This window comes from Klebsiella sp. CN_Kp104, assembly GCF_040064515.1.
In the GTDB taxonomy this organism is placed as follows: Bacteria; Pseudomonadota; Gammaproteobacteria; order Enterobacterales; family Enterobacteriaceae; genus Klebsiella; species Klebsiella aerogenes.
In genome coordinates this window covers 189,781-209,926 of the sequence record NZ_JBEAII010000003.1, presented here as the reverse complement: position 1 = coordinate 209,926, position 20,146 = coordinate 189,781, and the positions used below count along the sequence as shown (strand labels likewise).

Below are 20,146 nucleotides of genomic sequence, written 5' to 3'. Positions count from 1 at the left end.
CGCCGCGCTTACCGGGCTCACAGCGAATATAACAGGCACAAAAAAGGCTCGCATTTGCGAGCCTTTTTATGGAAACGTCTAGCCGATTACAGGCTGGATACGTTTTCGGTCAGGTATTTAGCTACGCCTTCCGGAGAAGCGGCCATACCTTCTTTTCCTTTTTCCCACTGAGCCGGGCAAACTTCACCGTGCTCTTCGTGGAACTGCAGCGCGTCAACCATACGCAGCATTTCGTCGATGTTACGGCCCAGCGGCAGGTCGTTAACAACCTGGTGGCGAACGATACCGTTAGCGTCGATCAGGAAGGAACCGCGCAGCGCAACGCCTTCGTCCGGATGCTCGATGCCGTAAGCTTTCTGAATTTCACGTTTGATGTCGGCAACCATCGCGTATTTAACCGGGCCAATACCGCCCTGGTCTACCGGGGTGTTACGCCATGCGTTGTGAACGAACTCGGAGTCAAAGGAAACGCCAACCACTTCTACGCCGCGTTTCTGGAATTCTTCGTAGCGCTTGTCGAAAGCGATCAGTTCAGACGGGCAAACGAAAGTGAAATCCATTGGCCAGAAGAACAGGACGGTAGCTTTACCGTTGGTGTGCTGTTTGAAGTTGAATTTCTCAACGATTTCGCCGTTACCTAATACTGCTGCAGCGGTAAAGTCCGGAGCCTGACGAGTAACCAGAACCATATGATTCTCCTGTTATTACTAAGGTTAATTGGAACGCAACGCGGGCCAGTATAGGCAGAGGCGGGCAGGAACTCAATGCGGCGCTGACAATCGATGAGATAGATTTTGCCTATTGATAATTATTCAATAGCGCTTTCAGAATAATCGTTTTGTGAGAAAGCGCAAGGTTTTACAGCGTTCTCTTTTTCGCCTGCTCCATCATTCGCGGATAAAAACGCCAGAATTGCTGCTCCAGTTGCCCATAGTGGTTATCAAGGTCGTACCATGAATCACGCAGCGCATCGAGGCGCGGGCGGCGACTGGCCATACCGTTCAGGACGCGCTGAATGAATTCCATATCCTGATAACGTTCCAGCCAGCGTTCGGACCACATATATTCATTGAGATTAACAAAGCGCGGCGGCGAATCCGGCAGAATTTGCGCTACCTGCGCGTGGGCGTAGCGCACAAACTCGTTTAGCGGCAGATCCGGCGACAGCTGCGCCCAGTGATGCGACAGGAAATGATCCCACATGACGTCGAGGGAAATTGGCGCGACGCGGCGGGTCTCGGGGCGAAACCATTCGCGCGCCGTTTTAACTTCCGCCAGATTGTCGGTCATTACATCTATACGCCGATGCATATAAATGCCGTCAACCACATCCGCAGGATACTCGCCCTGCGGGTTACCACGGACAAAATCGGCCAGCAGGTTGCCCGGCAGCGAGCTATCCGCAAGATGGGCGAGATGTAAATGCGCGAGAAAATTCATATCGACTTCAATCCTTCACACGGTCATGCCGTTCTTGCTGGTTAATCATGGTATTCCGCTATTATATCCAGCGTTGAATAGGGTAACGGTTGCAGGAAGACCCGCCCGGCACTAGACTACCCGCCTCTTTATTTAGTCTGAGTCATCGTCATGCGCGTTACCGATTTTTCCTTTGAATTACCTGAATCCCTGATTGCTCACTATCCGCAGCCGGAGCGCAGTAGCTGCCGCTTGCTGTCGCTGGACGGGCCGACGGGCGCGCTGACGCACGGTACTTTCACCGATCTGCTCGATAAGCTCAACCCTGGCGATCTGCTGGTCTTTAACAACACCCGGGTGATCCCGGCGCGTCTGTTTGGCCGTAAAGCCAGCGGCGGCAAGATTGAAGTGCTGGTCGAGCGAATGCTGGATGATAAACGTATTCTGGCACATATTCGCGCCTCTAAAGCGCCGAAGCCGGGGGCGGAGCTGCTGTTAGGCGATGACGAAAGCATTAACGCCACAATGCTGGCGCGCCACGGCGCACTGTTTGAAGTTGAGTTCAACGATGAGCGCCCGGTGCTCGATATCCTGAACAGCATCGGTCATATGCCGCTGCCGCCGTATATCGACCGCCCGGACGAAGACGCCGATCGCGAGCTGTACCAGACAGTTTACGGCACCAAGCCGGGCGCGGTCGCCGCGCCGACCGCCGGCTTGCATTTTGACGACCCGCTGCTGGAAAAACTGCGCGCGAAAGGCATTGAGATGGCGTTTGTGACGCTGCACGTTGGCGCGGGGACCTTCCAGCCGGTGCGCGTCGATAGCATCGAAGAGCACATCATGCACTCAGAATATGCGGAGGTGCCGCAGGATGTGGTTGATGCGGTTCTGGCGGCGAAAGCGCGCGGTAACCGCGTCATCGCCGTCGGCACCACTTCCGTGCGTTCGCTGGAAAGCGCGGCGCAGGCGGCTAAAAATGGCCTGATTGAGCCGTTCTTTGCCGATACGCAGATCTTTATCTATCCGGGATATCAGTACAAAGTCATCGATGCGCTGGTGACTAACTTCCATCTCCCTGAATCCACACTGATTATGTTGGTCTCCGCTTTCGCTGGCTATCAGCACACCATGAACGCCTATAAGGCTGCGGTAGAACAAAAATATCGCTTTTTTAGCTACGGGGACGCGATGTTTATCACGTACAATCCGCAGGCTATTTCTGAGCGTCCCTAAAAAGCCCGGCACGCCGGCTTTCTGACGCCTTGACGCATTTTTTAGCCACGGAATCATTCCGTGGCGAGTATTTAAACGTCGGACTGTTTTTCTGACGCAGGAGCAATAATGAAATTTGAACTTGATACCACCGATGGCCGCGCGCGTCGCGGCCGTTTGGTGTTTGATCGCGGCGTAGTTGAAACGCCAGCCTTTATGCCCGTGGGTACCTACGGCACCGTCAAAGGGATGACGCCGGAAGAAGTTGAAGCCACCGGCGCGCAAATCATCCTCGGCAACACCTTCCACCTGTGGCTGCGCCCGGGCCAGGAAATCATGAAGCTGCACGGCGATCTGCATGATTTCATGCAGTGGAAAGGGCCGATCCTCACCGATTCCGGCGGTTTCCAGGTCTTCAGTCTTGGCGATATCCGTAAGATCACCGAGCAGGGCGTGCACTTCCGCAATCCGATCAACGGCGATCCGATTTTCCTCGATCCGGAAAAATCGATGGAGATTCAGTACGATCTCGGTTCCGATATCGTAATGATCTTCGACGAATGTACGCCGTACCCGGCAGACTGGGATTACGCTAAGCGTTCGATGGAAATGTCTCTGCGCTGGGCCAAGCGCAGCCGTGACCGTTTCGATGGCCTCGGCAACAAAAACGCGCTCTTTGGCATCATTCAGGGCAGCGTTTACGAAGATTTACGAGATATCTCGGTGAAAGGTCTGGTAGAGATTGGCTTTGATGGCTACGCTGTCGGCGGTTTGGCTGTCGGCGAGCCGAAGGAAGACATGCACCGTATCCTGGAGCACGTTTGCCCGCAGATCCCGGCAGATAAACCGCGATACCTGATGGGCGTCGGGAAACCGGAAGACCTGGTGGAAGGGGTACGTCGCGGCATCGATATGTTTGACTGCGTTATGCCGACGCGCAACGCGCGTAACGGCCATCTGTTTGTGACCGATGGCGTAGTGAAAATCCGCAACGCGAAGCATAAAAGCGATACATCGCCGCTGGATGCCGAGTGCGATTGCTATACGTGTCGCAATTATTCACGTGCTTACTTGCATCATCTTGATCGTTGCAACGAAATATTGGGCGCGCGCCTCAATACCATTCATAACCTGCGCTACTATCAGCGTTTAATGGCTGGTTTACGCAAGGCTATCGAAGAGGGTAAATTAGAGAGCTTCGTGACCGATTTTTACCAACGTCAGGGGCGTTCCGTTCCTCCTTTGAACGTTGATTAATTTTAATAATGAGGGAATTTCAATGAGCTTTTTTATTTCTGATGCGGTAGCAGCAACCGGCGCGCCGGCGCAGGGCAGCCCAATGTCTCTGATTCTGATGCTGGTGGTGTTCGGTCTGATTTTTTACTTCATGATCCTGCGCCCACAGCAGAAACGTACTAAAGAGCACAAGAATCTGATGAACTCCATCGCCAAAGGTGATGAAGTCCTGACTAACGGCGGTCTGGTTGGTCGCGTGACTAAAGTCGCGGAAAACGGCTACATCGCTATCGCGCTGAACGATACCACCGAAGTGGTTATCAAACGTGACTTCGTAGCTGCCGTTCTGCCGAAAGGCACCATGAAGGCGCTGTAATTACCATTTTCCCTAAGGGAACTGCCGTGTTAAACCGTTATCCTTTGTGGAAGTACGTGATGCTGGTCGTCGTGATTATCGTCGGCCTGATTTACGCGCTTCCCAACCTGTATGGTGAGGATCCGGCTGTTCAAATCACTGGCGCGCGCGGCGTCGCCGCCAGTGAGCAAACGCTGATCCAGGTCCAGAAAACTTTACAAGAAGAAAAAATCACCGCGAAGTCTGTGGCACTGGAAGAGGGCGCAATTCTTGCGCGCTTCGACACCACCGACACTCAGCTGCGAGCGCGTGAAGCGCTGGTTAACCTGCTGGGTGACAAATACGTCGTGGCGCTAAACCTTGCTCCTGCTACCCCGCGCTGGCTGGCGGCGATGTATGCCGAGCCGATGAAGCTGGGTCTTGACCTGCGCGGCGGCGTGCACTTCCTGATGGAAGTGGACATGGACACCGCATTAGGCAAACTGCAGGAACAAAACATCGATAGCCTGCGCAGCGAGCTGCGTGACAAAGGCATTCCTTACTCTACCGTGCGTAAGGAAGACAACTACGGTCTGAGCATCGTCTTCCGCGACAGCGCGGCGCGCGACCAGGCTATCTCTTATCTCAGCCCGCGCCATCGCGATCTGGTTATTTCAAGCCAGGGGAACAATGCGCTGAAAGCGGTGATGACCGACGAACGTCTGAAAGAAGCCCGTGAATACGCCGTTCAGCAGAACATCAACATTCTGCGTAACCGTGTAAACCAGCTCGGCGTGGCCGAACCGCTGGTGCAGCGTCAGGGTTCCGACCGTATCGTGGTTGAACTGCCGGGTATCCAGGATACCGCGCGTGCGAAGGAAATCCTTGGCGCGACCGCGACGCTGGAATTCCGTCTGGTGAACACCAACGTCGATCAGTCCGCAGCCGCTTCTGGCCGCGTACCGGGCGATTCGGAAGTGAAAGATACCCGTGAAGGCCGTCCGGTGGTGCTGTATAAGCGCGTGATCCTGACCGGCGACCATATCACTGACTCCACTTCCAGCATGGACGAGTACAACCAGCCGCAGGTTAACATCTCGCTCGATAGCGCGGGTGGCAACATCATGTCTAACTTCACCAAGGACAATATCGGTAAACCGATGGCGACCCTGTTCGTGGAGTACAAAGACAGCGGTAAGAAAGATGCCAACGGTCGCGCTATCCTTGCGAAAGAGGAAGAGGTGATTAACATCGCCAATATCCAGTCTCGCCTTGGCAATAGCTTCCGTATCACCGGTATCAGCAACCCGACCGAAGCGCGTCAGCTTTCTCTGCTGCTGCGTGCGGGCGCCCTGATTGCGCCGATTCAGATCGTTGAAGAGCGTACTATCGGCCCAACTCTGGGTATGCAGAATATCAAGCAGGGCCTGGAAGCGTGTCTGGCCGGTCTGGTGGTCTCTATCCTGTTCATGATCTTCTTCTATAAGAAGTTCGGCCTGATTGCGACCTCCGCGCTGATTGCTAACCTGGTGCTGATTGTCGGCATTATGTCCCTGATTCCTGGGGCAACGCTGACCATGCCGGGTATCGCGGGTATCGTCTTAACCCTTGCGGTGGCGGTCGATGCTAACGTACTGATTAACGAGCGTATCAAAGAAGAGCTGAGCAACGGACGTACCGTTCAGCAGGCGATTGACGAAGGTTATAAGGGCGCATTTAGCTCTATCTTCGATGCCAACGTGACGACGCTGATTAAGGTTATCATCCTGTACGCGGTCGGTACCGGTGCCATTAAAGGGTTTGCGATTACTACCGGTATCGGTATCGCGACCTCAATGTTTACCGCTATCGTCGGCACCCGTGCCATCGTGAACCTGCTGTACGGCGGCAAGCGCGTGAAAAAGCTGTCTATCTGAGGAGTGCGTTGTGGCACAGGAATATACTGTTGAACAATTGAACCACGGCCGTAAAGTCTGGGACTTTATGCGCTGGGACTACTGGGCCTTCGGCATTTCAGGTTTTCTGCTGATTGTGTCGATCGCCATCATCGGCGTCCGCGGGTTTAACTGGGGTCTCGATTTCACCGGCGGTACGGTGATTGAAATTACCCTCGAAAAACCGGTTGATATGGACCAGCTGCGCGATTCGCTGCAGAAAGCAGGCTTTGAGGAGCCGCAGTTGCAGAACTTCGGCAGCAGCCGCGACATCATGGTGCGTATGCCGCCGGTACACGATGCCAACGGCAGCCAGGAGCTGGGCAGCAAAGTCGTTAACGTGATTAACGAATCGACCAGCCAAAGCGCGACGGTGAAACGTATTGAGTTCGTTGGCCCGAGCGTGGGCGCGGACCTTGCGCAAACCGGCGCACTGGCGCTGATTGCGGCGCTGGTGTGTATCCTTATCTATGTCGGCTTCCGCTTTGAATGGCGACTGGCGGCAGGGGTCGTTATTGCACTGGCGCACGACGTGGTGATTACCATGGGTGTACTGTCGTTGTTCCACATCGAGATTGACTTGACCATCGTCGCATCACTGATGTCGGTAATTGGTTACTCGTTGAACGATAGTATCGTGGTGTCGGACCGTATCCGTGAAAACTTCCGTAAGATCCGTCGCGGTACGCCGTACGAAATCTTTAACGTGTCGTTGACCCAGACGCTGCATCGTACCTTGATCACCTCCGGTACCACCCTGATGGTGATCCTGATGCTGTTCCTCTTCGGCGGCCCGATTCTGGAAGGCTTCTCGCTGACCATGCTGATCGGTGTTTCCATCGGTACGGCTTCTTCTATCTACGTCGCGTCCGCGCTGGCGTTGAAACTGGGCATGAAGCGCGAGCATCTGATCCAGCAGAAGGTCGAAAAAGAAGGGGCGGATCAGCCGTCTATTCTGCCGTAATAGAGTTCAGTTGAGATAAAGCAATCCCGGCCTCGATGGCCGGGATTTTTTTTGCCTGCCTGAAACCTGCTGACAGTATGCTGTCAGGAGCCCTCTCGTACACTGCTTCTGAACTCACTAACGAGCAGGAGGAAGTATGAATAACGTGATTAACTGGTTTGAAATTCCGGTCGCTGATATGGATCGCGCCGTCGCGTTTTATGAGCCGGTAATGCAGGTGACGCTGCGTCGTGAAACCATGGATTGTGCGGACCTGGCCGTCTTCCCGCATCAGGATCCGGCCCCCGGCGGCGCGTTGGCTAAATTTGACGGTATCGCGCCATCGCCGCAGGGCGCTATTATTTATCTGCATACCGACAACCTGGCCGCCACGCTGGATCGTATCGCCTCGGCGGGAGGAGCGTGCGTATTTGGCCCGCTGGCGCTGCCGAATGATATTGGCACCATCGCCCTGTTTACCGACAGCGAAGGCAACCGCGTAGGTTTGCATCAACCGGTTTAACCTGACTATTTAGCGAAACGAGAAATGACCCGACGCGCCGACCGTTTATTTCAGATTGTACAGATCCTGCGCGGCAGGCGGCTAACCACCGCGGCGCTGCTGGCGGAGCGGTTGGGCGTGTCGGAGCGAACCGTCTATCGCGATATCCGCGACCTCTCGCTCTCCGGTGTACCGGTTGAGGGCGAGGCCGGGAGCGGTTATCGTCTGCTGGCGGGCTATGATCTGCCGCCGCTGATGCTAACCAGCAAAGAATCTGAAGCGCTAATCGCCGCGATTCGACTACTGAAGACCTGGGGCGGAGATGCGCTTTCACAGTCGTTGGAGTCAGCTCAGGAAAAAATGCTGGCGATTTTGCCGGAAGACCGGCGGCGCAAAGCGGAGCAGACCCGGCTGTTTGCCCCTGACCTTGGCGCGCATCGTTATGCTAAAACCCATTTTGACGTTATCCATCAGGCCGTATCCAATCAGCAGGTGTTGCAGCTTCACTATCAGGATGAATCCGGTCAGGTAACGCGGCGTGAAGTGCTGCCGCTGGGGCTATTTTTCTGGGGGGAGCGTTGGCTGCTGGTGGCCTGGTGCGAACTGCGCAGTGATTATCGTAACTTTCGTCTCGATCGTTGTCTGGAGGTGAAGGTGATCGAACGTCGTTTCAGCGAGTGCGCCGACCGTTCACTGAGCGATTTCTTACGTAAGGTGAGATGTGAGGAGCGATAAAAAAACGCCCGGTAAGCGTAAAACGCGTCCCGGGCGCTGTCTTGCTGTATCAGCAATTAGAAGTTGTAACCGACAACGAAGTAGCCACCCCAGCCGGTAGAGCGAACGCTGAAGTCGCCGTCGCCGAAGTTCAGCTTAGCATCATCAGCCCACTGGCCGCCGTTATGGAAGTAACGCGCGACGATAGAGTAGTGCCAGTGCGCGTAGTTCAGCGCCAGGATGTGGCTGGACGCGATAGAGTTGCTGGTACGCGCGTGCTTACCGTTCATATCGTAGAAGTTGTCGTCGCCAAGGTCAGAACCCCAGTCGAAGTTGGTGAAGCCAATATAGCTCAGCGAACCGCCCCACAGGTCGGTCAGCGGAACGAAGTATTTCACCTTGAAGCGGTAGCCGTCCCACTCGTTTTCGTTGGAGGCGCCGTAGTTCTGCCACTGGTATTTAGCATAGATATTCAGCGACAGGCTCATCGGCAGACCGGTATCGATGTCGGTACCCAGACCCATATACCAGGTGCTCTGCTCCTGAGAGTCGTTGCGGCCCATATCGTAGATATAGTTGTTCGCGAAGTACCACTCTTTGAACGGCCCGAAGCTCAGGTCGGTGTTGGTCAGCTTGTCGATAGAGAAACGCGGTTCGATCTCCATAAACAGCGGGGAGCCTTTGTTCCAGATACCTTTCGCCGTGCTGTTGCCGCCGAAGAAGACCGGCGCATCAATATAGCCGTAGAAATCAAACCAATCTTTTTTAGCAAACGCTTCGTATTCCAGATAGGTATCGTTACGGATCTGCGGTCCAAAACGAGTGTGGTAGCTACCGACTACGTTCACACTCTGGTGCCACCAATCAGACAGGTACTGCGGTTTTTCAGTTTCTGCCGCGCCAGCGGTGAAAGAAGCGGAAAGCGCCACAACAGCGCTCGCTGCCAGTAATGTTTTTTTCATGTTGATGCCACTGTTTAAATTAAGCCAAAAGGCGTTAAGAAAATTGCCGAAGCGTTGCTAAATATTTCGTCTTTCTGTGGGGGTCTATTATAGAAATCATTGCTCACAAAAATACGTGTTGTTTCACATAACCAGAACATGCGTAATCGATTGCGTTCACGATTCTATGCATTTCTTGACAAAATGCTACTGAAAATCGCCTTCAGGAGCGATTTCTAATGAACTCTTATGAAAAGTTGTAAATGGATAACTTCGATAGATGAAAAGTGGGGCGCCGGGCCGTTTTGCCCGGCGTGAGCGCTTACTGCGCGCTGGCGGGTTGGATATCGTGGATACGAATAAAGCCGACTTTATCAGGCGTCACATTCAGGCGCAGCGGGATATCCACATCGCTGGGCGCCAGGATGCTGGCCGGGGCGCTAATCAGCTGATCCTGGACGTTGACTTCCTGATAGCTGTGGGTGGTGCCGGTAATTTGTCCGGAAGCGACGGTCGCGGTGAAGGCCGGGAGCGGATCGTTAGACTCGCCCTGGATGCGTAAGGTCAGGCGCGAACCGTCGCCATCTGGCGTAATGCTACCCACTGACATGCGCAGGGTGCCGATCTGGCTCTCCAGCCGCGCGGGGGTTTTGGCCTCCGGCAGCAGATAAACGCCGCGGGTTGATTTAGCATTCAGTGCGTTTTGCTGGGTGATTTTTATCGTTTGCTGATTCAGCTGGGTCATCTCTTTGCTCAGCGTACTGACGCTCTCGTTCATCTGACGAACTTCGCTTTGCTGGGCGCAGGCGGTAAGGGTGAACAGGCTGCCGATGATAGCCAGTTGTAGGTAACGTCTTGTCATGGTCAGGATTCCGTTTACAGAGGATGATTAATGGTAGCTAAACTGAATTGACCTACCATAGATCCTTTGTCTCAAAAGCTCTTTCTTTGTAGTCCGCTGACTTCAGGGTAAACTATCCTTCAGATTAACTACCTGTCAGGACGCGCCATGCATTGCCCTTTCTGTTTCGCCGTGGATACCAAAGTCATCGATTCTCGCCTGGTCGGCGAAGGCTCCTCCGTGCGTCGTCGTCGGCAGTGTCTGGTCTGCAATGAACGCTTTACCACTTTTGAAGTGGCTGAGCTGGTAATGCCGCGGGTGGTAAAAAGCAACGACGTGCGCGAACCTTTCAACGAAGACAAGCTGCGTAGCGGGATGTTGAAAGCGCTTGAAAAGCGTCCGGTCAGCGCCGATGACGTCGAAATGGCGGTAAATCACATTAAAACCCATCTGCGCGGCACCGGTGAGCGTGAAGTCGCGAGTAAAATGATCGGTAATCTGGTGATGGAGCAGCTGAAGAAGCTCGATAAGGTCGCCTATATTCGCTTCGCTTCCGTCTATCGCAGTTTCGAAGATATTAAAGAGTTCGGCGAAGAAATCGCCCGTTTACAGGACTAAGCCATGCAGGACGAAATGTACATGGCGCGAGCGCTGAAGCTTGCCGCGCGCGGACGCTTTACTACCCATCCTAATCCCAACGTCGGCTGTGTGATTGTAAAAGACGGCGAGATCGTCGGCGAGGGCTTCCACTATCGGGCCGGCGAGCCGCACGCCGAAGTGCACGCGCTGCGTATGGCCGGCGATAAAGCCAAAGGCGCGACCGCCTACGTCACCCTGGAGCCCTGTAGCCACCATGGTCGCACGCCGCCGTGCTGCGACGCGCTGATCGCCGCAGGCGTGGCTCGCGTGGTAGCGGCAATGCAGGACCCGAATCCACAGGTGGCCGGTCGCGGCCTGTACCGCCTGCAGCAGGCCGGCATTGACGTCAGCCATGGGCTGATGATGAATGAAGCGGAAGCGCTGAATAAAGGTTTTCTGAAGCGGATGCGCACCGGTTTTCCGTGGATCCAGCTGAAGATGGGCGCTTCGCTTGATGGCCGTACGGCGATGGCCAGCGGTGAAAGTCAGTGGATCACCTCGCCACAGGCGCGACGCGACGTGCAGCGCCTGCGCGCGCAGAGCCACGCTATTCTCACCAGCAGCGCGACCGTGCTGGCGGACGATCCGGCGCTGACCGTGCGCTGGCAGGAGCTGAGCGCCGATACGCAGGCGCTCTATCCGCAGGAGAACCTGCGTCAGCCGCTGCGTATCGTCATCGATAGCCAAAACCGCGTCACGCCGGAGCATCGAATTATCCAGCAGCAAGGTGAAACCCTGTTCGCTCGCACCCATGCCGATGAACGTGCCTGGCCTGATAACGTGCGTACCCTGCTGGTGCCGGAGCATAACGGCCATCTCGACCTCGTGCTGCTAATGATGCAGCTCGGTAAACAGCAGGTGAACAGCATTTGGGTGGAAGCGGGGCCGACGCTGGCCGGCGCTTTGCTACAGGCCGGGCTGGTGGATGAGCTTATCGTCTATATTGCGCCTAAACTGTTAGGCAGTGACGCGCGCGGTTTATGCGCGCTGCCGGGGCTTGAGAAACTGAGCCAGGCCCCCCATTTCAAATTCAACGAGATACGTCAGGTCGGGCCCGATGTCTGCCTGCATTTAACGACTGCGTGATGTATTCCTAATATTAGGAAGCAGCGCCCAGAATATTATGATAAAATCCGCCCCCCTTGCGGGGCACATGAACCCGAAGGAAGAGTATGAACATTATTGAAGCTAACGTTGCTACCCCGGACGCTCGCGTCGCCATCACCATTGCGCGTTTCAACAACTTTATCAATGACAGCCTGCTGGAAGGCGCGATTGACGCCCTCAAGCGCATTGGTCAGGTAAAAGATGAAAACATCACCGTTGTTTGGGTACCAGGCGCGTATGAGCTGCCGCTGGCGGCTGGCGCACTGGCAAAAACCGGTAAATATGACGCGGTAATCGCGCTGGGTACGGTGATTCGTGGCGGTACCGCCCACTTTGAATATGTGGCTGGCGGTGCAAGCAATGGCCTGGCGCACGTCGCTCAGGACAGTGAAATCCCGGTAGCCTTCGGTGTTCTGACGACTGAAAGTATTGAACAAGCCATCGAACGCGCTGGCACTAAAGCCGGTAACAAAGGCGCAGAAGCCGCGCTGACCGCGCTGGAAATGATTAACGTATTGAAAGCCATCAAGGCCTGATTTTTTGTAAGGGGAATTCCGTGAAACCTGCTGCTCGTCGCCGCGCCCGTGAGTGTGCCGTCCAGGCGCTCTACTCCTGGCAGTTGTCCCAGAACGACATCGCTGATGTTGAATACCAGTTCCTGGCGGAACAGGATGTAAAAGATGTAGACGTTCTGTATTTCCGTGAACTGCTGTCCGGAGTGGCGACTAACAGCGCGTATCTCGACGGTCTGATGAAGCCATACCTGTCACGTCAGTTGGAAGAGCTGGGTCAGGTAGAAAAAGCGGTACTGCGTATTGCGCTGTTTGAGCTGTCGAAGCGTGACGACGTGCCGTACAAAGTGGCTATCAACGAAGCTATCGAGCTGGCGAAAACCTTCGGCGCTGAAGATAGCCACAAGTTCGTCAACGGCGTGCTGGATAAAGCGGCCCCGGTAATCCGTCCCCGCAAAAAGTAAACTGCAGGCCGGGCTTTGCAGGATCTGATCCTGCGAACCCGGCCTTATTCTTTTCTTTGCTGAGGCATAACGTATGGCATGCGGCGAATTTTCCCTGATTGCCCGTTATTTTGATCGCGTTAAAAGCGCCCGCCTTGATGTTGAAACCGGCATCGGCGATGACTGCGCGCTCCTGAATATCCCCGAGAAAAAAACGCTGGCAATCAGCACCGACACCCTGGTGGCGGGCAACCACTTTTTAGCCGACATCGACCCTGCTGACCTGGCGTATAAAGCGCTGGCGGTGAACCTGAGCGATTTGGCGGCGATGGGGGCGGAACCGGCATGGTTGACGCTGGCCCTCACTTTGCCGGAAGCAGACGAAGCGTGGCTTGAAGCCTTTAGCGACAGTCTGTTTGTCCAGCTTAACTATTACGATATGCAGCTGATCGGCGGCGACACCACCCGTGGGCCGCTGTCGATGACGCTGGGTATCCACGGCTTTGTGCCGCCGGGCCGCGCGATGAAGCGTTCCGGGGCCAGGCCTGGCGACTGGATTTATGTCACCGGCACGCCCGGTGATAGCGCCGCCGGGCTGGCGCTTTTACAGGACCGGCTAACGGTTGATTCGCCAGCGGATGCCGATTATCTGCTGGCGCGCCATTTGCGTCCAATGCCCCGCGTGCTGCAGGGGCAGGCGCTGCGCGATCTGGCTAATTCAGCGATCGATCTCTCTGACGGTCTTATCTCTGACCTTGGTCATATTCTCAAGGCCAGCGCCTGCGGCGCGCGTATCGATCTCGATGCGATGCCGTATTCCGATGCCATGCTGCGCCATGTTGATCCTGAACAGGCGCTACGCTGGGCGCTCGCCGGCGGCGAAGATTATGAATTATGCTTTACCGTTCCCGAGCTGAATCGCGGAGCATTGGATGTCGCGATTGGTCAGCTTGGCGCACGCTTTACCTGTATCGGCCAGATCGTGGCGGAAGCGGATGGACTGCAGTTTATCCGTGAGGGTAAGCCGATTAAATTGGATTTAAAGGGGTACGATCATTTTGGCACGCAGTAGAGACGAGGCGAAAAGCCGCCTCAATATGCGCAATCCCTGGCATCTGCTGGCGACCGGGTTCGGCAGTGGGCTGAGCCCGGTGGTGCCGGGAACGATGGGGTCTCTGGCGGCGATTCCGTTCTGGTATCTGATGACCTTTCTCCCCTGGCAGCTCTATTCGCTGGTGGTGATGATGAGCATCTGTATCGGCGTCTATCTTTGTCACCGTACGGCTAAAGATATGGGCACTCATGACCACGGCAGCATCGTTTGGGATGAGTTTGTCGGGATGTGGATCACTTTGATGGCGTTACCGACGATGGACTGGCAGTGGGTGGCCGCCGGTTTCGTTATTTTCCGCATCTTTGATATGTGGAAGCCGTGGCCAATTCGTTGGTTCGACCGCAACATCCATGGTGGAATGGGGATCATGGTCGACGATATCGTCGCCGGGGTGATCTCCGCCGGCGTACTGTATCTGATTGGCCACCACTGGCCGATAGGTCTGCTCTAAATCTGCACCCCGGCGCGGCCGGGGTTTAAATTGCGGCGTTACTTGAAGCCGACGATTGGGTGGGGCCGATAGGGCGCCTCCAGCTTGTCGATCTGTTCTGGCGTCAGGGTTAAATCGACGGCATGCAGGAGCTCATCCAGCTGTTCCTGCCGTGAGGCGCCAATAATCGGCGCAGCCACGCCGGGCTTGCTTAATAGCCAGGCCAGCGCCACCTGCGCGCGGTTGGCGTCTAACTCCTCAGCCACCTCCTCCAGCTTCTGTGCTATCTGCTCATCATTGGCGTCGGTGGCGCTATACAGCGATTTGCCGAATTCATCGGAGACGAGACGCGCGGTGGTTTCTCCCCATGGTCGTGTTAGTCGGCCGCGCGCCAACGGGCTCCACGGCATGACCGCAATCCCTTTGCGCTGGCATAGCGGCAGCATCTCGTTTTCTTCTTCGCGATAAATCAGGTTGTAGTGATCCTGCATGGTGACGAAGCGCGCCCAATTGTTCTGTTCCTGCAGGGCGAGCGCCTGGGCGAACTGGCGGGCATGCATTGATGATGCGCCGATATAGCGCGCTTTCCCGGCGCGTACGACGTCGCTGAGCGCCTCCAGCGTCTCTTCGATGGGCGTGGAGTAATCCCAGCGGTGGATCTGCAACAGGTCGACATAGTCCATTCCCAGACGGCGCAGGCTATCGTCAATGGAGCGCATGATTTGCGCGCGAGACAGCCCCTGCGGCAGATCGCCGACCTGATGATAAACTTTGGTGGCGACGATCACCGAATCGCGGCGAGCGTACTCCCGCAGCGCGCGGCCGAGGATCTCTTCGCTGCTGCCGTCGGAGTAGTTGTTCGAGGTATCGAAGAAGTTAATTCCGCCTTCCAGCGCACGTTTAATCAGCGGACGGCTACTCTCTTCTGGCAGCGTCCAGGCATGATTGCCGCGGTCAGGTTCGCCGAAGGTCATGCAGCCGAGACAGAGTCGGGAAACGCGAAGATGGGTATCTCCAAGAGGAATGTAGTGCATAAGACGCTCCTGCTACTTTAAAAGGTATCCTTTAAGCATAGCAGGAGCGGTATGGGCAATTATGCCAACCAGTCGCGGATTTTGGTTTCGATCCCGGCGGCATCCAGGCCGAGGTCGGCGCGAACTTCTTCCTGAGTCCCCTGCGGGATAAAGAAGTCCGGCAGACCGATATTCAGCACCGGCACCGCGCGACGGTGGGCCATCAACAGCTCGTTTACGCCGCTGCCTGCCCCGCCCATGATGGCGTTCTCTTCAAGGGTGACCAGCACCTCGTGATTGGCGGCAAGCTGCAGGATCAGCGCCTCATCAAGCGGTTTCACAAAACGCATATCGACCAACGTCGCATTGAGTTTTTCCGCAACCTGAGCGGCTTCCGGCAGTAAAGTCCCGAAGTTAAGGATCGCCAGCTTCTCGCCGTTTCTTTTCACCACGCCTTTCCCGAGCGGCAGCGGCGCCAGTGGTTCCAGTTCCGCGCCGGTACCTGTGCCGCGCGGATAGCGTACCGCGCTAGGGCCATCGTTATAGTGGTATCCGGTGTAGAGCATCTGGCGACATTCATTTTCGTCGCTCGGGGTCATGATCACCATTTCCGGAATGCAGCGCAGGAAGGAGAGATCGAACGCTCCCTGGTGGGTCTGACCGTCGGCGCCGACGATGCCCGCACGATCGATTGCAAACAGCACCGGCAGCTTTTGAATGGCGACGTCATGGATCACCTGATCGTAAGCGCGCTGCAGGAAGGTGGAATAGATCGCCACGATCGGCTTATAGCCGCCAATCGCCATCCCGGCGGCAAAGGTCACCGCGTGCTGTTCGGCAATCGCGACATCGAAATAGCGATCGGGGAATTTTTTCGAGAACTCGACCATCCCGGACCCTTCACGCATCGCCGGGGTGACGGCCATCAGTTTGTCGTCTTTGGCCGCGGTTTCGCACAGCCAGTCGCCAAATATTTTCGAATAGGAAGGCAGGCCGCCGCTGCTTTTCGGCAGCACGCCACTGGTGTGATCGAATTTCGGTACCGCGTGGAAGGTGATGGGATCTTTTTCCGCCGGTTCATATCCACGGCCTTTTTTGGTCATGATATGCAGGAACTGCGGCCCTTTCAGGTCGCGCATATTCTTCAGCGTATTAACCAGACCCAGCACATCGTGGCCATCTACCGGGCCGATGTAGTTAAATCCCATCTCTTCAAACAGCGTGCCGGGCACCACCATACCTTTAATATGCTCTTCGGTACGTTTAAGCAGTTCTTTAATCGGCGGTACGCCGGAGAAGACTTTTTTGCCGCCTTCACGCAGCGAGGAATACAGCTTGCCGGACAGCAGCTGCGCCAGGTGATTATTCAGCGCCCCGACGTTTTCTGAAATCGACATTTCATTGTCGTTCAGCACCACCAGCATGTCTGGTTTGATATCCCCCGCGTGGTTCATCGCCTCAAACGCCATCCCGGCGGTGATAGCCCCATCGCCGATGACGCAAACGGTGCGCCGCTGTTTGCCTTCTTTTTCGGCGGCAATAGCGACCCCAATACCCGCGGAGATAGAGGTAGAAGAGTGGCCAACGCTCAGTACGTCATATTCGCTTTCGCCGCGCCACGGGAACGGATGCAGCCCGCCTTTCTGGCGGATAGTGCCGATTTTGTCGCGGCGGCCAGTGAGAATTTTGTGCGGGTAAGCCTGGTGGCCGACATCCCAAATTAAGCGGTCGAACGGCGTGTTGTAGACGTAGTGCAGCGCCACGGTCAGTTCAACCGTGCCAAGGCCAGAGGCAAAATGGCCGCTTGAGCGGCTCACGCTGTCCAGAAGATAACGGCGCAGCTCATCGCAAAGCTTGGGCAGGCTATCTTTTGGCAGCAGGCGCAACTCCTGGGTGGAATCTACCAGCGCCAGGGTTGGGTATTTGGCAATATCAAAACTCATCAGAGACTCATTTATTGTTTATTTATCGCGCTGAATAATGTAATTCGCGAGCGCTTCCAGTGCCGTGGTATCCAGCGATTGCGCAGCCAGTTCATCTAAAGCCTGGCGGGCGTCGGCAATCAGATCGCGCGCTTTCTGCTGGGCTTGCTCAAGACCCAAAAGCGCCGGATAGGTACTTTTGCCTAACTGTTGGTCGGCACCCTGACGTTTGCCAAGAGTCGCAGTATCACCTACCACATCCAGAATGTCATCCTGCACCTGGAAGGCGAGACCGATATTCTCCGCAAAGCGATCGAGTGCTGGTAGCGCCTGACGGCCACGCTCACCGGCGCTCAGCGCGCCAAGACGAACCGCCGCGCGAATAAGCGCTCCGGTCTTATGGCGGTGAATTCGCTCCAGCGCCTGTAGATCGACCTGCTTGCCTTCCGCCTCGAGATCCAACGCCTGACCGCCGCACATTCCGGCGACGCCGCTGGCCTGAGCCAGTTCGGAAACCATCGCCAGACGGTCGCGATCCGGTACTTCCGGCATCGGCGTATCACTCAGTATAGAAAATGCCAGCGTTTGCAGGGCGTCACCGGCAAGAATAGCGTTCGCTTCGCCAAACTTGATGTGGCACGTGGGTTGACCGCGGCGCAGATCGTCGTCGTCCATCGCCGGCAGATCGTCATGCATCAGCGAGTAGGCATGAATGCATTCGACGGCAGCGGCTGGGGCATCCAGTGTGGAACGGCTAACGCCGAACATCTCGCCGGTGGCGTAAACCAGGAAAGGGCGCAGGCGTTTGCCGCCTAATAATGCGCCATAGTGCATGGCTTCAACCAGCGGAGTGTTCTGAAATGGCAGCGGAGAGATAAAGCGGCGCAGCGCGTCATTGGCCTGGGTGACACAGGTCTGTAATTGTTGCGGGAAGTCCATTTATTCAGCGTCCGGCGTAAAGGGAGTCAACGGCGCATCTTCGCTATCGGCCAGCAGGATTTGGACACGCTGCTCGGCCTGTTGCAGTTTCGTCTGGCCCTGGCGCGCGAGCTGCACGCCGCGTTCAAATTCGCTGAGCGCTTCTTCCAGCGGTAGTGAGCCGCTTTCCAGACGATTAACGATCTGCTCGAGTTCGCCTAAAGCGCTCTCAAAGCTGGCCGGGGCCTCATTTTTCTTTGGCATAGTGAATATAGACTCTTGTTATGTCTCGATGGCTATCAGTATGGTAACGGAGTCGGGCGGTTAAGCAAACTCGCGGCATTCACCCTACGGATACATTTTTGCGAAAATGCGCAATGCCAGGCGAAAAGCGAACAATGATGGTATACTCCGCGCCCTGGATGCAGACGCTGTATCGCGCCTGTACAACTTTTTTGCTTAAAGCCCCGTCGGGCTTGCCAACGAACTATTGTCGCCATGAAGTTTATCATTAAATTGTTCCCGGAAATCACCATCAAAAGCCAATCTGTGCGGTTGCGCTTTATTAAAATCTTAACCGGGAACATTCGTAACGTTCTCAAAAACTATGATGAGACGCTCGCCGTCGTTCGTCATTGGGATCATATCGAAGTTCGCGCGAAAGACGAAAACCAGCGGCCGGTTATTCGCGATGCGCTGACCCGTATCCCTGGCATTCATCATATTCTGGAAGTGGAGGACGTACCTTTTACTTCTCTGCATAACATTTTTGAACAGACGCTACCGCTGTGGCGCGAACAGCTCGAAGGTAAAAGCTTCTGCGTGCGTGTGAAGCGCCGTGGTAAACATGAATTCACCTCAATTGAGGTTGAGCGCTACGTTGGCGGCGGCCTGAACCAGCATATCGAATCGGCGCGCGTGAAGCTCACCGATCCGGACGTGACGGTTAACCTGGAAATCGAAAACGATCGTCTGTTGCTGGTGAAAGGGCGCTATGAAGGTATTGGCGGCTTCCCCATTGGTACTCAGGAAGATGTGCTGTCGCTTATTTCCGGCGGCTTCGACTCCGGCGTCTCCAGCTATATGCTGATGCGTCGCGGCTGCCGCGTACACTACTGCTTCTTCAACCTCGGCGGCGCCGCGCATGAAATTGGCGTTCGTCAGGTGGCGCACTATTTGTGGAACCGCTTCGGCAGCTCCCATCGCGTTCGCTTCGTGGCAATCAATTTCGAGCCGGTGGTTGGCGAAATCCTTGAGAAAGTCGAGGATGGCCAGATGGGCGTGGTGCTCAAACGTATGATGGTGCGTGCGGCATCGAAAGTCGCTGAGCGTTATGGCGTGCAGGCACTGGTGACCGGCGAAGCCTTGGGCCAGGTATCCAGCCAGACGCTGACTAACCTGCGTCTTATCGATAATGTCTCCGACACGCTGATCCTGCGCCCGCTGATTTCTCACGATAAAGAACACATTATCAATCTTGCGCGCGAAATCGGCACTGAAGATTTTGCCCGCACCATGCCGGAATACTGCGGCGTTATCTCGAAGAGCCCAACCATAAAAGCGGTAAAAGCGAAGATCGAAGCGGAAGAAGAAAACTTCGATTTTAGCATTCTGGATAAAGTGGTTGAGGAAGCGAATAACATCGACATTCGCGACATCGCTCAGCAAACGCAGCAGGACGTGGTAGAAGTGGAAACCGTCAGCGGCTTCAGCGCGAATGACGTGATTCTCGATATTCGTTCTGTCGATGAGCAGGATGATAAGCCATTGAAAGTGGAAGGCGTCGATGTTGTTTCGCTGCCGTTCTATAAACTGAGCACCCAATTTGGCAACCTCGATCAGAGTAAAACCTGGCTGTTGTGGTGTGAGCGCGGCGTAATGAGCCGTCTGCAGGCGCTGTACCTGCGTGAGCAGGGCTTTACTAACGTGAAAGTGTATCGTCCGTAATTCACCTGTACTTATGAAAAAG

The 20,146-nt window shown here is 55.5% G+C and carries 22 protein-coding genes; 14 read left to right on the top strand and 8 right to left on the bottom strand.

Going from position 1 to position 20,146, the window contains the following annotated elements; translation table 11 throughout:
* Positions 1-86: 86 nt before the first annotated feature.
* Together ABLU80_RS06835 and acpH are read right to left on the bottom strand one after the other, a co-directional pair.
* Positions 87-689: a peroxiredoxin gene (locus ABLU80_RS06835; RefSeq protein WP_015368004.1), complete on the bottom strand. Its 603-nt coding sequence runs from the start codon at positions 687-689 to the stop codon at positions 87-89.
* Between the two features lie 169 nt (positions 690-858).
* Positions 859-1,440 carry an ACP phosphodiesterase gene (acpH, locus tag ABLU80_RS06830; RefSeq protein WP_015704556.1) on the bottom strand — a complete coding sequence of 194 codons (582 nt, stop codon included), beginning with the start codon at positions 1,438-1,440 and terminating at the stop codon, positions 859-861.
* 150 nt (positions 1,441-1,590) lie between these two features.
* Between acpH and queA the strand changes: the two genes are divergently transcribed.
* From queA to ABLU80_RS06795, 7 genes are all read left to right on the top strand, one after another.
* Positions 1,591-2,655: a tRNA preQ1(34) S-adenosylmethionine ribosyltransferase-isomerase QueA gene (gene queA / locus ABLU80_RS06825; RefSeq protein ID WP_015368002.1), complete on the top strand. Its 1,065-nt coding sequence runs from the start codon at positions 1,591-1,593 to the stop codon at positions 2,653-2,655.
* Between the two features lie 108 nt (positions 2,656-2,763).
* Positions 2,764-3,891, top strand: coding sequence for a tRNA guanosine(34) transglycosylase Tgt (gene tgt / locus ABLU80_RS06820; protein ID WP_015368001.1), 1,128 nt, complete (start codon positions 2,764-2,766; stop codon positions 3,889-3,891).
* Positions 3,892-3,913: 22 nt separating this feature from the next.
* The gene (yajC, locus tag ABLU80_RS06815) at positions 3,914-4,246 is read left to right on the top strand and encodes a preprotein translocase subunit YajC (RefSeq protein ID WP_003859109.1); all 333 of its coding nucleotides are present in this window, start codon (positions 3,914-3,916) and stop codon (positions 4,244-4,246) included.
* A 26-nt stretch (positions 4,247-4,272) separates the two neighbouring features.
* Positions 4,273-6,120 carry a protein translocase subunit SecD gene (secD, locus tag ABLU80_RS06810; protein ID WP_015704558.1) on the top strand — a complete coding sequence of 616 codons (1,848 nt, stop codon included), beginning with the start codon at positions 4,273-4,275 and terminating at the stop codon, positions 6,118-6,120.
* Positions 6,121-6,130: 10 nt separating this feature from the next.
* Complete coding sequence (secF, locus tag ABLU80_RS06805; RefSeq protein ID WP_015367999.1) at positions 6,131-7,102, top strand: protein translocase subunit SecF; 972 nt, start codon at positions 6,131-6,133, stop codon at positions 7,100-7,102.
* A gap of 136 nt (positions 7,103-7,238) precedes the next feature.
* Positions 7,239-7,604: a VOC family protein gene (locus ABLU80_RS06800; RefSeq protein WP_015704559.1), complete on the top strand. Its 366-nt coding sequence runs from the start codon at positions 7,239-7,241 to the stop codon at positions 7,602-7,604.
* 24 nt (positions 7,605-7,628) lie between these two features.
* Positions 7,629-8,318 (top strand): YafY family protein, encoded by a 690-nt coding sequence (locus ABLU80_RS06795; RefSeq protein ID WP_042893552.1) that lies wholly within the window; start codon positions 7,629-7,631, stop codon positions 8,316-8,318.
* 56 nt (positions 8,319-8,374) lie between these two features.
* Here ABLU80_RS06795 and ABLU80_RS06790 read toward each other — a convergent pair whose 3' ends face one another.
* Both ABLU80_RS06790 and ABLU80_RS06785 read right to left on the bottom strand, forming a co-directional pair.
* Positions 8,375-9,259 (bottom strand): nucleoside-specific channel-forming protein Tsx, encoded by an 885-nt coding sequence (locus tag ABLU80_RS06790; RefSeq protein WP_015367996.1) that lies wholly within the window; start codon positions 9,257-9,259, stop codon positions 8,375-8,377.
* A gap of 301 nt (positions 9,260-9,560) precedes the next feature.
* Complete coding sequence (locus ABLU80_RS06785) at positions 9,561-10,100, bottom strand: DUF3251 domain-containing protein (RefSeq protein WP_015367995.1); 540 nt, start codon at positions 10,098-10,100, stop codon at positions 9,561-9,563.
* A 147-nt stretch (positions 10,101-10,247) separates the two neighbouring features.
* Between ABLU80_RS06785 and nrdR the strand changes: the two genes are divergently transcribed.
* The 6 genes from nrdR to pgpA all read left to right on the top strand — a co-directional run bounded on the left by nrdR (position 10,248) and on the right by pgpA (position 14,345).
* Complete coding sequence (gene nrdR / locus ABLU80_RS06780; RefSeq protein WP_002890417.1) at positions 10,248-10,697, top strand: transcriptional regulator NrdR; 450 nt, start codon at positions 10,248-10,250, stop codon at positions 10,695-10,697.
* A 3-nt stretch (positions 10,698-10,700) separates the two neighbouring features.
* Positions 10,701-11,804, top strand: a complete 1,104-nt coding sequence (gene ribD, locus ABLU80_RS06775; protein WP_015704561.1) for a bifunctional diaminohydroxyphosphoribosylaminopyrimidine deaminase/5-amino-6-(5-phosphoribosylamino)uracil reductase RibD — start codon at positions 10,701-10,703, stop codon at positions 11,802-11,804.
* Between the two features lie 86 nt (positions 11,805-11,890).
* A complete protein-coding gene (gene ribE, locus ABLU80_RS06770) occupies positions 11,891-12,361 on the top strand; it encodes a 6,7-dimethyl-8-ribityllumazine synthase (protein ID WP_001021161.1) in 471 nt (156 codons plus the stop codon).
* Between the two features lie 20 nt (positions 12,362-12,381).
* Positions 12,382-12,801, top strand: a complete 420-nt coding sequence (gene nusB / locus ABLU80_RS06765; protein WP_015367993.1) for a transcription antitermination factor NusB — start codon at positions 12,382-12,384, stop codon at positions 12,799-12,801.
* A 73-nt stretch (positions 12,802-12,874) separates the two neighbouring features.
* Positions 12,875-13,852: a thiamine-phosphate kinase gene (gene thiL, locus ABLU80_RS06760; protein WP_348849846.1), complete on the top strand. Its 978-nt coding sequence runs from the start codon at positions 12,875-12,877 to the stop codon at positions 13,850-13,852.
* Positions 13,833-14,345: a phosphatidylglycerophosphatase A gene (pgpA, locus tag ABLU80_RS06755; RefSeq protein WP_257393917.1), complete on the top strand. Its 513-nt coding sequence runs from the start codon at positions 13,833-13,835 to the stop codon at positions 14,343-14,345. The genes thiL and pgpA overlap by 20 nt, the downstream gene beginning before the upstream one ends.
* Positions 14,346-14,383: 38 nt before the next feature.
* On the opposite strand, the gene ABLU80_RS06750 is transcribed toward pgpA, so the two are convergent.
* From ABLU80_RS06750 to xseB, 4 genes are read right to left on the bottom strand one after another with little or no spacing between them, the layout of a single operon-like run.
* Positions 14,384-15,358, bottom strand: a complete 975-nt coding sequence (locus tag ABLU80_RS06750; protein WP_020079496.1) for an aldo/keto reductase — start codon at positions 15,356-15,358, stop codon at positions 14,384-14,386.
* A 59-nt stretch (positions 15,359-15,417) separates the two neighbouring features.
* On the bottom strand, positions 15,418-17,280 hold the full coding sequence (gene dxs, locus ABLU80_RS06745; RefSeq protein ID WP_047064200.1) for a 1-deoxy-D-xylulose-5-phosphate synthase: 1,863 nt from the start codon (positions 17,278-17,280) through the stop codon (positions 15,418-15,420).
* An 18-nt stretch (positions 17,281-17,298) separates the two neighbouring features.
* The gene (gene ispA / locus ABLU80_RS06740; protein ID WP_015367988.1) at positions 17,299-18,198 is read right to left on the bottom strand and encodes a (2E,6E)-farnesyl diphosphate synthase; all 900 of its coding nucleotides are present in this window, start codon (positions 18,196-18,198) and stop codon (positions 17,299-17,301) included.
* Positions 18,199-18,441 carry an exodeoxyribonuclease VII small subunit gene (gene xseB / locus ABLU80_RS06735; protein WP_015367987.1) on the bottom strand — a complete coding sequence of 81 codons (243 nt, stop codon included), beginning with the start codon at positions 18,439-18,441 and terminating at the stop codon, positions 18,199-18,201.
* 234 nt (positions 18,442-18,675) lie between these two features.
* Between xseB and thiI the strand changes: the two genes are divergently transcribed.
* Positions 18,676-20,124, top strand: a complete 1,449-nt coding sequence (thiI, locus tag ABLU80_RS06730; protein WP_015367986.1) for a tRNA uracil 4-sulfurtransferase ThiI — start codon at positions 18,676-18,678, stop codon at positions 20,122-20,124.
* The last annotated feature ends 22 nt before the right edge of the window (positions 20,125-20,146 follow it).

Coding starts and splice junctions, on each gene's coding strand:
- ABLU80_RS06835 (WP_015368004.1), bottom strand. CDS start 689: ATGGTTCTGGTTACTCGTCAGGCTCCGGACTTTACCGCTGCAGCAGTA.
- acpH (WP_015704556.1), bottom strand. CDS start 1,440: ATGAATTTTCTCGCGCATTTACATCTCGCCCATCTTGCGGATAGCTCG.
- queA (WP_015368002.1), top strand. CDS start 1,591: ATGCGCGTTACCGATTTTTCCTTTGAATTACCTGAATCCCTGATTGCT.
- tgt (WP_015368001.1), top strand. CDS start 2,764: ATGAAATTTGAACTTGATACCACCGATGGCCGCGCGCGTCGCGGCCGT.
- yajC (WP_003859109.1), top strand. CDS start 3,914: ATGAGCTTTTTTATTTCTGATGCGGTAGCAGCAACCGGCGCGCCGGCG.
- ABLU80_RS06800 (WP_015704559.1), top strand. CDS start 7,239: ATGAATAACGTGATTAACTGGTTTGAAATTCCGGTCGCTGATATGGAT.
- ABLU80_RS06795 (WP_042893552.1), top strand. CDS start 7,629: ATGACCCGACGCGCCGACCGTTTATTTCAGATTGTACAGATCCTGCGC.
- ABLU80_RS06790 (WP_015367996.1), bottom strand. CDS start 9,259: ATGAAAAAAACATTACTGGCAGCGAGCGCTGTTGTGGCGCTTTCCGCT.
- ABLU80_RS06785 (WP_015367995.1), bottom strand. CDS start 10,100: ATGACAAGACGTTACCTACAACTGGCTATCATCGGCAGCCTGTTCACC.
- nrdR (WP_002890417.1), top strand. CDS start 10,248: ATGCATTGCCCTTTCTGTTTCGCCGTGGATACCAAAGTCATCGATTCT.
- ribD (WP_015704561.1), top strand. CDS start 10,701: ATGCAGGACGAAATGTACATGGCGCGAGCGCTGAAGCTTGCCGCGCGC.
- ribE (WP_001021161.1), top strand. CDS start 11,891: ATGAACATTATTGAAGCTAACGTTGCTACCCCGGACGCTCGCGTCGCC.
- thiL (WP_348849846.1), top strand. CDS start 12,875: ATGGCATGCGGCGAATTTTCCCTGATTGCCCGTTATTTTGATCGCGTT.
- ABLU80_RS06750 (WP_020079496.1), bottom strand. CDS start 15,358: ATGCACTACATTCCTCTTGGAGATACCCATCTTCGCGTTTCCCGACTC.
- dxs (WP_047064200.1), bottom strand. CDS start 17,280: ATGAGTTTTGATATTGCCAAATACCCAACCCTGGCGCTGGTAGATTCC.
- ispA (WP_015367988.1), bottom strand. CDS start 18,198: ATGGACTTCCCGCAACAATTACAGACCTGTGTCACCCAGGCCAATGAC.
- xseB (WP_015367987.1), bottom strand. CDS start 18,441: ATGCCAAAGAAAAATGAGGCCCCGGCCAGCTTTGAGAGCGCTTTAGGC.
- thiI (WP_015367986.1), top strand. CDS start 18,676: ATGAAGTTTATCATTAAATTGTTCCCGGAAATCACCATCAAAAGCCAA.